This window comes from Paeniglutamicibacter sp. NPDC091659, assembly GCF_044756805.1.
Classification (GTDB): Bacteria; Actinomycetota; Actinomycetes; order Actinomycetales; family Micrococcaceae; genus Paeniglutamicibacter.
Genome location: NZ_JBIVTO010000011.1, coordinates 107,629 through 121,150 on the forward strand (window position 1 = coordinate 107,629; position 13,522 = coordinate 121,150).

A 13,522-nucleotide genomic window follows, 5' to 3' on the forward strand; every position below is an offset into this window, starting at 1 on the left:
GGCCCTGGCGCTTGGCACCCGCCACCGCGGTGATGCCCGTCGTGTGCCCCTCTTCGAGGGCGGGCATACGGCGGGCATCACGTGCATCCAGGCCGTCTCGGGCCGTGGCTCATTGGGTCGGCACAGAAACAGCGACCATAATGGACAAGTGAACAACCTGCAGCCTTCCGCCGTCTTTGCCCAACCGGTGCCCGGAACCATCCGGCGCGTCACGCTGATCGGTTCCACCGGTTCCATCGGCACCCAGGGCCTCGAGGTCATCGCCGCGGCGCCCGACCGTTTTGCCGTTGCCGCGCTCTCCGGCGGCTACAACCTGGAATTGCTCGCGCTGCAGGCCGTCGCCACCCGTGCCCCGGCCGTCGGCTCGGCCAACCCGGACCTCGACGCGCTTGCCGGGGCCATCCGGCAAGCCGCGGCTGCCGCCGGCGCCAGCGACTACTCGCCCGAACTTTTCGCCGGGCCCGACGCCGCAGCGGCCATCGCCGGGTTCCCGGACGCGGACGTGGTCCTCAACGGCATCACCGGGTCCATCGGACTGGCCCCGACGCTCGCCGCGCTGAACGCGGGCCACCTGCTGGCGCTGGCCAACAAGGAATCGCTGATCGTCGGCGGCCAGCTGGTCAAACAGGCCGCCGCCCCCGGACAGTTGGTGCCGGTCGATTCCGAGCACTCCGCACTGGCGCAGGCGCTGCGCTCCGGCACCCCCGACGAGGTCCGCAAGCTCATCGTCACCGCCTCCGGAGGCCCTTTCCGCGGTTGGAGCCGCGAGGCCCTGCGCGATGTCACCCCCGCACAGGCCCTGGCCCACCCCACCTGGGACATGGGCAAGGTGGTGACCACCAACTCCGCGACCATGGTCAACAAGGCCCTCGAGGTCATCGAGGCGCACCTGCTCTTCGACGTGCCGCTGGAGCGCATCGAGGCCGTGGTGCATCCGCAGTCGATCGTGCACTCCATGGTGGAGTTCATCGACGGTTCCACCATCGCCCAGGCGTCACCGCCGGACATGGCCCTGCCCATCGCCCTGGGCATCGGCTGGCCGCACCGCGTTCCCGGTGCCACCCGCCCCTGCGACTGGTCCACCGCCGCCTCCTGGACCTTCGAGCCGCTGGACGTCGGGGCTTTCCCCGCGATCGAGCTGGCCAAGGCCGCAGCCTCCGCCTCGCCCACCCACATGGCCGTGTACAACGCGGTCAACGAGGAAGCCGTCGAGGCCTTCCACGCCGGGGCCATCCGCTTCACCGACATCGTCGAGACCGTCGACGCGATCCTGCAGACCTACACCCCCGAACCCGGCGCGCTGAGCCTCGACTCGGTGCTTGCCGCCGAATCGTGGGCACGAAACGCCGCCGCCAAACGTTTGGAAGCACTGTGAGCATTCTTCTTTTCATCCTCGGTGTGGCCATCATGGTGGTCGCCGTCGGCCTGTCCATCGGGTTGCACGAGGTCGGGCACCTGGTGCCGGCCAAGCTTTTCGGCGTGCGCGTCCCGCAGTACATGATCGGCTTCGGCAAGACGCTGTGGTCCTTCAAGCGCGGCGACACCGAATACGGTTTCAAGGCCATCCCGCTGGGCGGCTACATCTCCATGATCGGCATGTACCCGCCTGCCAGGAACAAGGGCAATGTCGGGGCCACCGACGCTCCGGCGCTGCGCAAGTCGTCCACCGGCATGTTCCAGCAGCTGGCCGACGAGGCCCGCAGCGCGGCGGCCGAGCAGCTGCAGCCGGGCGACGAGAACCGCCTGTTCTACAAGCTGCCCGTGTACAAGCGCATCATCATCATGTTCGGCGGCCCGTTCATGAACCTGCTGATCGGCGTGTTCATGATCGGCATCGTCACCGTCGGGTTCGGCGCCCCCTCGCAGACCAGCACCGTGGCGGAGGTCTACCAGTGCGTGGTTCCGCTGGGCCAGGAAGCCCAGCGCGACCCGGCCGTGAACAACGGCTGCAAGGCCAGCGACGCACCCGGCCCGGCCTACGCCGCCGGGCTGCGCCCGGGCGACACCATCACCTCCTTCGACGGAAAGCCGGTGGCCGCCACCGAATGGCTGGGGTTGACCCAGGCCATCCGCGAACGTGCCGGCGAATCGGTCCCGCTGACCTACGAGCGCGACGGGGTCGCGCACTCCACGACCATCACCCCCTACAAGACCGAACGCCCGGTGCTTGATGCGGAGGGCCGCGCCGTGATGAAGGCGGACGGCACTCCCGCCACGGTGGCCGTCGGATTCATCGGTATGGGTTCGCAGATCCGCAACGTCCCGCAGCCGGTCACCGACGTGCTTCCGGCCGTCGGAAAACAGATCCAGGGCGTTGCCGACGTGGTGCTGGACCTGCCGGCACGCGTGATCGCGGTCGGCCAGGCGGCCTTCTCCGACGCCCCGCGCGACCCGAACGGCCCGATCTCCGTGGTCGGCGTGGGCCGCATTGCCGGCGAAATCAGTGCCATGGACCAGATCGGCGTCTCCGACAAGGCGGCCTCGCTGGTCTCGCTGATCGGTGGGCTGAACATCGCCCTGTTCGTCTTCAACCTGATCCCGCTGCTTCCGCTTGACGGCGGGCACATCGTCGGTGCGCTCTTCGAGTCCGTGCGCCGCGCCTTTGCCAAGCTATTCCGCCGCCCCGATCCGGGGCCGGTGGACATCGCCAAGATGCTGCCGCTGACGTACATTGTCGCGACGGGCATGCTGATCATGGGCGCCGTGCTGATCTACGCGGACATCGTCAAGCCGGTCAACATTTTCGGCTAGGAAAACTCCACAGGCAGACGGCGGTGCCGCGTCCCGGATTCCGGGGCGCGGCACCGCCGTTTTTGGCGTTCTCCCCGTCTCCCGCCGGTGTTCTCCCGCAGGCTGGAAAACACCGACCTTCGGGCCTTTGCCACGTGCGGATTTCGGCCAAGACCGCCCAACTCGGGTCGATGCTCATATGTGCTGCAGTTCCCATTGCCCCGGCCCATTGGCAGGCACAAACTGTAAGCGGAACGTGAGGAAAAGAGGTGAGTAGAGAATATGAGCAAAGTAGAGCATGAACATTTCGGGACGCCGACCGAGACCCGGGTTTTCCCGAACGGCAAGGTCGAGATCCTCGAGATGGCCGGGGGTACCGTTGGCCGTGTGACACTTGAACCGGGCTGGCGTTGGTCCAACGACGTCAAGCCGATCGCCGGTACGGAGAGCTGTGAAGCCCCGCATTTCCAGTACCACGTCAGCGGAAAGCTCGCGATCCGGATGAACGACGGGCAGGAGATCCTGGCGGGACCAGGGGACGTGACCAGCCTGCCGCAGGGCCACGACGCATGGGTCGTCGGCGATGAGCCGGTTGTCACCGTGGATTGGTACGGGGCATCGAACTATGCCAAGTCGTCGGAATGACGCTGGGTCACCGCGGAACGGTTTTTCGCGGAAAGGTGATTTTCAGGAGATGCGAGGAGGTGAATGATGGACAGGATGATGGTCGACTGCCGCAAGATGCCTAGTGACATGAACTGCCAGATGACAATCGCCGGCACACATGACGAAGTCTTGGAGCTCGCGGTCTTGCACGCCGTGACGACCCATGGACACGAGGACGGACCGGAACTGCGGGCCGGAATCGAAGCGGGCATGACGCCTGTCGATGCCGCAATGGCATGACATTCCCCGGAATCTACATGCCATGCCGGGTCTCCCTCCACGGCATGCCAGAGGATGAGGTCACGGGACTGCTTGGCTGGTGCAGTCCCGTTTGTCGTGAATCCGTGAACGTGCCAGGGGCGAGAGACCGCTGCCCGCCGGATCCCGTTCCAGGCGGTCTTGTACGCAACGATGCAGGCCAGGATCGGTGCCGCAACGAAACCGTATTTCGCCGGAATTGCTCGTTCGGAACCCCGGGAACCGGATTCCCAGCTAAAAGCATTAGGCTGTAGCGCATGAGTGTTTTTGCTGTTGAGTATGTATACGCCGCCAATACCGATGCAACGCGCGACGAGCACCGTCCGGCGCACCGCGAGTTCCTGGCCAGCCTCAAGCCGGAAAACGGCCCCATCACCCTGGTTGCCTCCGGGCCGTACACCGACGGAAGCGGCGCCCTGCTGCTGATCTCGGCCCCCGACGAAGCAACCCTGGGCGAGGCGCTGAAGAACGACCCGTTCAATATCCACAACACGATCGCCGCGCTGCGCATCACCGGATGGGTTCCCGTCACCGGTGAGCTCAGTCACCACGCCTAGGCCGAGCCGCATTCCCCTGATTCACGGGGGATAATGGAAGAACTTCCACACTCAACTTCACGGAGGAAATCTTGACCCCGGTCAGCCTCGGAATGCCATCGGCACCCCCGCCAGTCCTCACCCCGCGCCGCAAGACCCGACAGATCAAGGTCGGTTCGGTTGGCGTGGGCTCGGACAGCCCCGTCAGCATCCAGTCGATGACGACGACCCCGACCACGGACATCAACGCCACGCTGCAGCAGATCGCCGAGCTCACGGCCACCGGCTGCGACATCGTGCGCGTTGCCTGCCCGTCGGCCGATGATGCCCTGGCCCTGCCGATCATCGCCAAGAAGTCGCAGATCCCGGTCATCGCCGATATCCACTTCCAGCCGAAATACGTGTTCGCCGCCATCGACGCCGGTTGCGCCGCGGTTCGCGTGAACCCCGGCAACATCCGCAAGTTCGACGACCAGGTCAAGCAGATCGCCGCGGCCGCCAAGGCCGCCGGCACCTCCATCCGCATCGGCGTCAACGCCGGGTCGCTGGATCCGCGCCTGATGGAGAAGTACGGCAAGGCAACCCCGGAGGCCCTCGTGGAATCCGCGGTCTGGGAAGCATCGCTCTTCGAGGAGCACGACTTCCACGACTTCAAGATCTCGGTCAAGCACAACGACCCCGTCGTCATGGTCCGCGCCTACGAGCTGTTGGCCGAACGCGGCGACTGGCCGTTGCACTTGGGCGTCACGGAGGCCGGACCGGCCTTCCAGGGCACCATCAAGTCGGCAACCGCCTTCGGTGCGTTGCTCTCCAAGGGCATCGGCGACACCATCCGCGTGTCCCTTTCCGCCCCTCCGGTCGAGGAAGTCAAGGTCGGTGCGCAGATCCTGCAGTCGCTGAACCTGCGCCCGCGCAAGCTGGAAATCGTGTCCTGCCCGTCTTGCGGCCGCGCCCAGGTGGACGTGTACACGCTGGCCGACCAGGTCACCGCCGGACTCGAGGGAATGGAAGTTCCGCTGCGCGTCGCCGTCATGGGCTGCGTCGTCAATGGACCGGGTGAGGCACGCGAAGCGGACCTCGGCGTGGCCTCCGGCAACGGCAAGGGCCAGATCTTTGTGAAGGGCGAAGTCATCAAGACGGTGCCCGAAGACCAGATCGTTGAGACACTGATCGAAGAAGCAATGCGCTTGGCAGAGGAAATGGGGGACCTTGATGGCGAAAATCCTGTCCAAGGTGGCCCCGTGGTTACCGTCAGCTAGACGAAACCCCGGGGGCGGAGAGCAGCTCTCCGAGGGTATCCGCGTCCTCGACGATGCGGATACCACGGCTCTTCGCGCCCTCGTTTCGACCGACCCCGTCAGCAACATCTTCCTCGATGCACAACTCGCCCTGACCGGGTCCGCGCGACCCGGTCTGGGCGGTTCGCTGATCCTGGGCCGCTTTGAAGGCGGAACCCTCCGCTCGGCATGCTGGGTCGGCGCCAACGTCGTTCCCGTCAACATCGATGCGGACGAGGCCGAGGAATACGGCCGGGTGTTGCTGCGGCTGGACCGCAATTTCGCTTCCTGTTTCGGTCCGTCCGACGCCGTCATGGGCATCTGGAAGGTCCTTTCGACGGGATCCCGCGCGGCCTTCAACGTCCGCCCGCACCAGCCGCTGATGACACTCTCCGGGGAACCCGCCATCGCCCCCGCCCAGGGGCTGCGGGCCAGCCGGGACGACGAATACGACAAGGTGCTGCCGGCCTGCGCCACCATGTTTGAAGAGGAACTTGGTTACTCGCCGCTGGTGCACGGGGGAGCGTTCTACCGTTCCCGGATCAGGGCGCTGATCCTTGCCGAACATTCGGTGATCGAGACCGATCCTGCAGGCGAGATCCGCTTCAAGGCCGAACTCGGGACGGTCACTGCACGGGCCACACAGATCCAGGGCGTCTGGATGAACCCGGCCTACCGCGGTGGCGGGCTGGCGGCAGGGTACATGGCTGCCGTGGCACGGTACGCCCTGCGCCTTGCGCCCGTGACAAGCCTCTACGTCAATGACTACAACGCCTCGGCCATTGCGACATACCGCCGGGCCGGGTTCGAGGAAGTCGGCGAGTTCGCCACTATCCTGTTCTAAGGTACTGCGCCGAAAGCACCAAGAACCGTGCCCGTGGCAGCCGACCAGCTCCTGCCGGAGAGCCACAGAGAACCAACCCGGCCGATACGCGGCAGAAGCCGCCGAATGGACTAGATATACGTGAAGCCGAAACCACCCCGAGCCAAGAATCCATCCCGATCACTTCTCCTGGTGGCGTCGGGCGTGGGCTTGGTGCTGGCTCTGGCAGGTTGCACCGCCGATGCCGGCACAACAGGGAACCCGACTCCGGGCAGCACGCCCGGGTCGACGTCCGAATCCGGCGCCAACCCGCAATCACCGAGCCCCACCGTCGCGGGCGAACTGGGGTACGTGGCGGGCCCGGAACTTGAGGCCGCCACGAGCGAATGGGCCAAGACCCAGGAAGGCGCGGCCTTCACCTCGGACGCCGCCCTGCGCGCCCAAATCCCGGCGGCCGAAAAATGGCTCGAGGGGATCACGGTGGTGCCAAGCGAATGCGGGCTCTACGGCATCGGAAGCCTCAAGGACCAGCTCAACGAGGCGGTCATGGCGGCCGTGACGCTCCCCGAAAAGATCGGCGGGGACATCACCATTGCCTCCTATGCCGACCTCAATGCGCTGGTCGCCGACGTGGCGGCGCAGCAGCACCTGGACCAGTCCTGCGCCAAGTACAAGATCAGTAGCCCGCGGCAGGAAATCACGACCAAGCTTTCGGATCTCAAGGTGGACACCAGCGCACCCTACAGCGCCGGAACCCTCATGGTGACGAAGAACGGGGGATCCGAAAGCAAGCAGGTCTCGGTGCGTGCCATCGACGGCCACGTGATGGTCACGGCGACCCGCAAGGCCTCGGCCAACCCCGCCGCCGCGACCAAATCGGCGACTGCCGACGTCGAAGCGATCTTGAAGGTCCTGCGCGATCGCGAAGCCGCGGCCGGCACCACGCCCTGACGCAGTTCATGGCGTTGCCCCGAACCCAAGACCCCGCACCCACCAACTTGAGGACCTCCACCATGACCAAAAATGCCTTGCTGCCGTTGACGATTGCCGCGATGTTCGCCCTCGCTGGTTGCGCCTCGGGCGGAGCCGACGCCGGGGACCCCTCGGCGCCGGCGGACGGCAAGACCGTGGCCACAGCGAGCGCCACCCCGGGCGACGTCGCAAAGCCGGCCAAGGGCGCACAGCTGGATGCCCGGACGCTGGCCGACATCGCCCAGGAAATCGCCGGGGACAACAGCGACGCGCAGATCGCTGACGAAGACGCCATGCGGGCGCAGCTTCCGGTGGCCGAGCAGGGCATGAAATCCATGAAGATCGAACCGGCCAAGTGCGCATCGATCGTGTCGGCCGACCTCAAGGCCGAATTCGACAAGATGAACATGGTCACCCTGGCGTTGCCGGGTGACACGGTGGTTGAAGGCGTGCAGGTGGCCATCGCTTCCTACACCGATCCGGCGGACGCAGCGGCGAACATCGCACAGAGCCGGAAGATGCTCAAGGACTGCTCGAAGTTCTCCATGACGATGCAGGGCCAGACGGTCGAGATGAAGGTTTCCCAGATCAATGCAAAAACGAAGGCCGCAGTGACCGAGGCCAACCGCAGCGTCGTCTCGGTTCCGGGCGGGGAAATCCCAACCATCGCGGTGAGCGCGCAGGATGGCCGCAACCTGATTTCGGTGTCGGTCATGGGCGGCAGCAACGAAGCCGATGACGTCGCCCAGGCACAGGATCTCGTCAACGCGGTTTTGGCGATGATCGAGGAAAAGACCTCCTAGCTCCCGGCCGACCTCAAGGCTTCGACCCTGAAGTGCCCGGCTCGGTTCCAAGCGGCAATGCCGCATGGAACCGGGCCTGGCACTTTTGCATGTCGGCCCCAAGGAATCGAAACCGGTCGAGGCGGAACTGGAAACCGCGGCACCGGGTTCGTTTTGTCCGGGCACCGGTTTGTGTAGGGTGATCAACAAGTCGAATTTCGGGTGCGCGCCGGCGGACCCCCTATCCGTTGGGCGGTAACGATGAAGAAGACTGCACTCTGGGCCATGCCGCTTGCCGCGGCGCTCGCCCTGGCAGGTTGCTCGGCCACGCAGGGCGCGCCCGCGCCTACCCAGCCCGCCGTGGGGCAGTCCCCGTCCGCCACGCAAACCCCCGCGGCAACCGATGCCGCTGCCGCGCCGAGCCCTTCTGCCGCCGGCACGCCGGCGGCAGAAGGCAAGCAGCTGACGGCCGACGAGGTCTTCGCGGTAGCCAACGCGCTCAAGGACGATGAAGCAACCGCCGGCGCCCAGATCCTGAAGGACGCGGAACTGAAAGCGGGAGCTGCCCAGCTGGACCAGTTCGTCGCCAGCATGAAGGTCAAGCCGGAGGCCTGTGGTGCCTTTGCCTCCGGTGGCATTTCCGAGATACTCGAGACGGTGAACATGGCAGCGCTCGTGGTCCCCGGAAATGCAAGCGCAGCGTCAACCAGCGTGAGCATCATCTCCTACGGATCCGCATCGGACGTCCGGAACATGGCAGCAAAGCAGAAGAAGTCCTTCGACGAGTGCGCCACCTTCACCCTTGAAATCCAGGGCCGCGAAGCCTCCGCGATGCTGCAGGACACCAAGGCCAAGACCGATGCAGACACAACCATGGCCAGCCTCGGCAAGGTCAAGGTCGAGGGGCAGACCGTGAAAACCCTGAGCGTCTACGGGTTCGACGGCAACAACGCGGTTGCCGTCATCCTCACCGCGCCCAAGGACATCGACGCAGCGCTCACGAAGGCCGAGAAAACCATCAACGCCGCACTGAAGCACATCGCCGACAAGTAGACCGCCGGATCCGCGGGTGAGGTCCCGGCCGCGTCAGCCAACGTAAGATGGAAGCAGTGCCCAAGGCACCACCGTGTTCAGCCATGCCCGCATCGCCGGAACCTGCTCCCGCCTGCCGGGAACGAGTCCGATGAGCGGGCGGCCCGCAGGTGGATTCCGGCGGGCAAAAGCCTTGTGCCTTTCTACGAATCGCGCACACCCAACTATGTTGTGGTCCGGAGACGGGCCGCGGAAATGGAAAGTTAGCGTGGTCCTGAAACTCTCCACACTGTTCCTGCGCACGTTGCGCGAAGATCCGGTCGACGCCGAGGTTGCCAGCCACAGGCTGCTCGTGCGCGCCGGCTACATTCGCCGTGCCGCACCCGGCATCTACACCTGGCTGCCGCTGGGCCTGAAGGTGCTGAAGAAGGTGGAAAACATTGTCCGCGAGGAAATGAACGCCATCGGCGCCCAGGAAGTCCAGTTCCCGGCACTGCTGCCGCGCGAACCCTACGAGGCCACCAACCGCTGGACCGAGTACGGCGACGGCCTGTTCCGCCTCAAGGACCGCAAGGGTGCCGACTACCTGCTGGCCCCCACCCACGAGGAAATGTTCACCCTCCTGGTCAAGGACCTGTACAGCTCCTACAAGGACCTGCCGGCCTACCTGTACCAGATCCAGAACAAGTACCGCGACGAGGCACGTCCCCGCGCGGGCCTGCTGCGCGGCCGCGAATTCATCATGAAGGACTCCTACTCCTTCAACATCGATGACGAGGGCCTGGAAGAGGCCTACCAGGCGCACCGCGGCGCCTACCTGAAGATCTTCGCCCGCCTGGGCCTGGAGATCCTCCCGGTCTTCGCCACCGCGGGCGCCATGGGCGGCTCCAAGTCCGAGGAATTCCTGCACCCGACCCCGATCGGCGAGGACACCTTCGTGCGTTCGGCCGGCGGCTACGCGGCCAACGTCGAGGCAGTGACCACCGTCGTCCCGGCGGACATCGACTTCACGAACGCCCCCGCGTTCGAGGTCAAGGACACCCCGGACACCCCGACCATCGAGACGCTGGTGGAGGTCTCCAACCAGGTTGCCGCGCGCGCCGAGGGTGAATGGACCGCGGCCGACACGTTGAAGAACGTCGTGATCGCCGCGAAGCTGCCCACCGGCGAACGCCAGCTGGTTGTCATCGGCCTGCCGGGCGACCGCAACGTCGACCTCAAGCGCGTCGAGGCCAACATCTCCTCGCACCTCGAGGTTGGCGGCGAGGTCGAGCTCGAGGCTGCCACCGAGGACGACCTGAAGAAGAACCCGACGCTGGTCAAGGGCTACATCGGCCCGGGCAACGGCCTGGACGCCGCAGTGCTTGGCCTCGAGTCCGCCTCCAAGATCCTGTTCCTGGTCGACCCGCGCGTCGTGCCGGGCACCGCCTGGGTCACCGGCGCCAACGAGGACGGCAAGCACGTCTTCGGCCTCGTCGCCGGCCGCGACTTCACCTGGGACGGCACCATCGAGTGCGTCGAGGTGCGCGCCGGGGATCCGGCACCGGACGGATCCGGCCCGCTGGAAACCGCCCGCGGCATCGAAATGGGCCACATCTTCCAGCTCGGCCGCAAGTACGCCGAAGCGCTGGACCTGAAGGTGCTGGACCAGAACGGCAAGCTCAAGGTCGTCACCATGGGCTCCTACGGCGTGGGCGTGACCCGTGCGGTTGCCGCCCTGGCCGAGTCCAACCACGACGAGAACGGCCTGGTCTGGCCGCGCAACGTGGCACCGGCCGACGTCCACCTGGTGGTCACCGGCAAGCAGGCCGAGCTCTTCGAGGCGGCCCAGAAGATCGCCGACGAGCTGCACGCAGCCGGCGTCGAGGTCATCTACGACGACCGCCCGAAGGTCTCCGCCGGCGTGAAGTTCTCCGACGCGGAGCTCATCGGCGTTCCGACCATCGTGGTCATCGGCCGCGGCCTGGCCGACGGCCTGGTCGAGGTCAAGGACCGCGCCACCGGCGAACGCGCCGACGTCGCCGTCGACGACGTGGTCGCCCAGCTGATCAGCACCGTCAAGGGCTAGTCATGCTGGGGGCCACCGGCCTGCTTGAGGGTTCCGGCCTGCAGGACATGCAGGCCGGAACCCTTGTGCTGATCGTGCTGGCCGGCTTCGCCGCCGGATGGGTGGATGCCGTGGTCGGCGGCGGGGGACTGCTGCAGCTCCCCGCCCTGCTGCTGGTGCCGGGCATGAGCCCGGTGCAGGCGCTGGCCACCAACAAGATGGGTTCCATCTTCGGCACCACCACCAGCGCCATCACCTACTACAGGCGCGCCCACCCCGACCTGAGGACCGCCATACCGATGGCGGCGGTGGCGCTGGCCGGCTCCTTCGGCGGGGCGATCCTTGCCACGCTGCTGCCCGCCGAGGTCATCAAGCCCGTGATCATCGCGGCGTTGGTCGCGGTGGGCCTGTTCACGGTCTTCAAGCCGACCGCCGGGGAGCTGACGCAGCTGCGCTACACCGGGCGGCAGCACTATGCGGTGGCCGCCGCCATCGGCCTGGTCATCGGAGGCTACGACGGGCTGATCGGCCCGGGCACCGGATCGTTCCTGATCATCGCCATGGTTGCGCTGCTGGGCTACAACTTCCTGGCCGCCAGCGCCAAGGCGAAGATCGTCAACATGGCCACCAACCTCGGCGCGCTGGCGTTCTTCCTGCCCTCGGGGCACCTGCTGTGGGGGATCGGGCTGGTGCTGGGCGTGGCCAACATGTGCGGCGGCTACCTGGGCGCCCGCATGGCCGTGTCCAAGGGCAGCAGGTTCATCCGCATCGTGTTCCTGAGCGTGGTCGGCGCGCTGATCCTCAAACTCGGCTACGACGTGCTGTTCCCGGCGAGATAGCGCCTGCGGTCCCCGCCAGAGTGCCGGGCCAGCAGGCGCTGGCGAGGGACGGGGACCCCCTCGGATTTAGGGGAATGGCGTGCACCACACTATTATTGCTGAGGCGTGGGCTGCGCCACAACGCGTTTGCCCATTCCCACACGCCGCTCCCGTCGACTTGAGGACATCCCCCAATGAAACTGCTGAAATCGATCCCCCTACTCGGCTGGATTGTCATAGCCATCGTGCTGGGCATCCTGACCGGCCCGGTGATGCCCGCGTGGCTCGGCGGGGTGTTCCTGACGTACAACTCGATCTTCTCGGGGTTCCTCGGCTTCATCGTGCCACTGATCATCCTGGGCCTGGTCACGCCCGCCATCGCCGAGCTCGGCAAGGGCGCCGGCAAGTGGCTCGGGATCACCGCGGGAATCGCGTACGGCTCCACGATCATCGCCGGCCTGCTCGCCTACTTCACGAGCCGCTGGCTGTTCACCCCGACGCTGTCGGGCCGCGGACTTGAGGCCCTCGGCGAAGAAGGCGGCTCCGGCTTCACCCCGTTCCTGACGGTCGTGGCCAAGGCCGGCGACTCGGCAACCGAGATCGTGCTCCCGCCGGTCATCGACGTGATGAGCGCCCTGGTGCTCGCCTTCGTGCTCGGCGTCGGCATCACCGCGTTCCACAGCAAGGTGATCTTCCGCGGGGCCGTCGAGTTCCGCACGGTCATCGAGTCCGTGATCCGCCGCATCCTCGTGCCCGCGCTGCCGCTGTTCATCTTCGGCATCTTCATGGACCTCTCGGCAAGCGGCGCGGCCATCACCGTCGTCACGAAGTTCGCGCTCGTCGCCCTGGTGTCCTTCGCGCTGACCCTCGTCGTGCTGCTGCTGCAGTACACCATTGCGGGCTCGATGACGGGGCAGAACCCGCTCAAGGCACTGTGGAACATGCGCGACGCGTACTTCACCGCCCTGGGCACCTCCTCGTCGGCCGCGACGATCCCGGTCACGCTCGCCTCGACCAAGAAGAACGGCGTCTCCGACTCGGTTGCCGGCTTCGTGATCCCGCTGTGCGCCACCATCCACCTCTCCGGTTCGATGGTCAAGATCACCTGCTTCTCGATCGCGGTGCTGCTGCTCACCGGCGGCGACGTCTCCTTCGCGGCGTACATGCCGTTCATCCTGATGCTCGGCGTCATGATGATCGCGGCGCCGGGCGTTCCCGGCGGCGCGATCGCCGCGGCGGCCGGCCTGCTCGCGCAGATGCTCGGCTTCGGCGAGGTCGAGGTCGGCCTGATGTTCGCCGCGTACATCGCACTGGACAGCTTCGGCACGGCCACCAACGTGACCGGCGACGGCGCCATCGCGCTCATCATGAACAAGCTCACCCGCGGCCACCTCGGCACGCAGGCCCAGGATGAGGCCGACGAGGCCGTCGAGCCGGCCAAGGGCAGCACGGCCGAGCCGCACCACCTGGCCGAGTAACCCGTACCAGCCGTTTTGCGCGTGATGCCGATGTTGCCCAGCAACATCGGCATCACGCGCATCTGCGCGAGCAGGCAGCCAAGCGGAGAGCCGCTGTTGCCAA

Annotated in this window: 13 protein-coding genes; all 13 read left to right on the forward strand. The window is 66.3% G+C overall.

What is annotated here, in order from left to right; translation table 11 throughout:
• Positions 1-157: 157 nt before the first annotated feature.
• The 13 genes from dxr to ACIQLF_RS18030 all read left to right on the forward strand — a co-directional run bounded on the left by dxr (position 158) and on the right by ACIQLF_RS18030 (position 13,419).
• Positions 158-1,375, forward strand: coding sequence for a 1-deoxy-D-xylulose-5-phosphate reductoisomerase (gene dxr / locus ACIQLF_RS17970; protein WP_400301584.1), 1,218 nt, complete (start codon positions 158-160; stop codon positions 1,373-1,375).
• On the forward strand, positions 1,372-2,751 hold the full coding sequence (locus ACIQLF_RS17975; RefSeq protein WP_400301424.1) for a M50 family metallopeptidase: 1,380 nt from the start codon (positions 1,372-1,374) through the stop codon (positions 2,749-2,751). The genes dxr and ACIQLF_RS17975 overlap by 4 nt, the downstream gene beginning before the upstream one ends.
• A gap of 261 nt (positions 2,752-3,012) precedes the next feature.
• The gene (locus ACIQLF_RS17980) at positions 3,013-3,375 is read left to right on the forward strand and encodes a cupin domain-containing protein (RefSeq protein ID WP_400301426.1); all 363 of its coding nucleotides are present in this window, start codon (positions 3,013-3,015) and stop codon (positions 3,373-3,375) included.
• Positions 3,376-3,438: 63 nt separating this feature from the next.
• Complete coding sequence (locus ACIQLF_RS17985) at positions 3,439-3,636, forward strand: DUF1059 domain-containing protein (protein ID WP_387533291.1); 198 nt, start codon at positions 3,439-3,441, stop codon at positions 3,634-3,636.
• Positions 3,637-3,911: 275 nt separating this feature from the next.
• Positions 3,912-4,211, forward strand: a complete 300-nt coding sequence (locus ACIQLF_RS17990) for a YciI family protein (RefSeq protein WP_209995904.1) — start codon at positions 3,912-3,914, stop codon at positions 4,209-4,211.
• 71 nt (positions 4,212-4,282) lie between these two features.
• Positions 4,283-5,449 (forward strand): flavodoxin-dependent (E)-4-hydroxy-3-methylbut-2-enyl-diphosphate synthase, encoded by a 1,167-nt coding sequence (gene ispG, locus ACIQLF_RS17995; protein WP_400301431.1) that lies wholly within the window; start codon positions 4,283-4,285, stop codon positions 5,447-5,449.
• Positions 5,403-6,311 carry a GNAT family N-acetyltransferase gene (locus ACIQLF_RS18000; RefSeq protein ID WP_400301433.1) on the forward strand — a complete coding sequence of 303 codons (909 nt, stop codon included), beginning with the start codon at positions 5,403-5,405 and terminating at the stop codon, positions 6,309-6,311. The genes ispG and ACIQLF_RS18000 overlap by 47 nt, the downstream gene beginning before the upstream one ends.
• Positions 6,312-6,431: 120 nt before the next feature.
• Positions 6,432-7,241 carry a hypothetical protein gene (locus ACIQLF_RS18005; protein ID WP_400301436.1) on the forward strand — a complete coding sequence of 270 codons (810 nt, stop codon included), beginning with the start codon at positions 6,432-6,434 and terminating at the stop codon, positions 7,239-7,241.
• A gap of 62 nt (positions 7,242-7,303) precedes the next feature.
• Positions 7,304-8,065, forward strand: a complete 762-nt coding sequence (locus ACIQLF_RS18010) for a sensor domain-containing protein (protein WP_400301438.1) — start codon at positions 7,304-7,306, stop codon at positions 8,063-8,065.
• Between the two features lie 240 nt (positions 8,066-8,305).
• Positions 8,306-9,097 (forward strand): hypothetical protein, encoded by a 792-nt coding sequence (locus ACIQLF_RS18015; RefSeq protein WP_400301441.1) that lies wholly within the window; start codon positions 8,306-8,308, stop codon positions 9,095-9,097.
• Between the two features lie 247 nt (positions 9,098-9,344).
• A complete protein-coding gene (locus tag ACIQLF_RS18020) occupies positions 9,345-11,144 on the forward strand; it encodes a proline--tRNA ligase (protein ID WP_400301443.1) in 1,800 nt (599 codons plus the stop codon).
• Between the two features lie 2 nt (positions 11,145-11,146).
• Positions 11,147-11,962 carry a sulfite exporter TauE/SafE family protein gene (locus ACIQLF_RS18025; RefSeq protein WP_400301445.1) on the forward strand — a complete coding sequence of 272 codons (816 nt, stop codon included), beginning with the start codon at positions 11,147-11,149 and terminating at the stop codon, positions 11,960-11,962.
• A 173-nt stretch (positions 11,963-12,135) separates the two neighbouring features.
• The gene (locus ACIQLF_RS18030; protein ID WP_400301447.1) at positions 12,136-13,419 is read left to right on the forward strand and encodes a dicarboxylate/amino acid:cation symporter; all 1,284 of its coding nucleotides are present in this window, start codon (positions 12,136-12,138) and stop codon (positions 13,417-13,419) included.
• Positions 13,420-13,522 lie beyond the last annotated feature (103 nt).

Excerpts from the sequence above, each read along its gene's own strand:
- ACIQLF_RS17980 (WP_400301426.1), top strand. The coding sequence starts at position 3,013 with ATGAGCAAAGTAGAGCATGAACATTTCGGGACGCCGACCGAGACCCGG.
- ACIQLF_RS17985 (WP_387533291.1), top strand. The coding sequence starts at position 3,439 with ATGATGGACAGGATGATGGTCGACTGCCGCAAGATGCCTAGTGACATG.
- ACIQLF_RS17990 (WP_209995904.1), top strand. The coding sequence starts at position 3,912 with ATGAGTGTTTTTGCTGTTGAGTATGTATACGCCGCCAATACCGATGCA.
- ACIQLF_RS18000 (WP_400301433.1), top strand. The coding sequence starts at position 5,403 with ATGGCGAAAATCCTGTCCAAGGTGGCCCCGTGGTTACCGTCAGCTAGA.
- ACIQLF_RS18010 (WP_400301438.1), top strand. The coding sequence starts at position 7,304 with ATGACCAAAAATGCCTTGCTGCCGTTGACGATTGCCGCGATGTTCGCC.
- ACIQLF_RS18015 (WP_400301441.1), top strand. The coding sequence starts at position 8,306 with ATGAAGAAGACTGCACTCTGGGCCATGCCGCTTGCCGCGGCGCTCGCC.
- ACIQLF_RS18025 (WP_400301445.1), top strand. The coding sequence starts at position 11,147 with ATGCTGGGGGCCACCGGCCTGCTTGAGGGTTCCGGCCTGCAGGACATG.
- ACIQLF_RS18030 (WP_400301447.1), top strand. The coding sequence starts at position 12,136 with ATGAAACTGCTGAAATCGATCCCCCTACTCGGCTGGATTGTCATAGCC.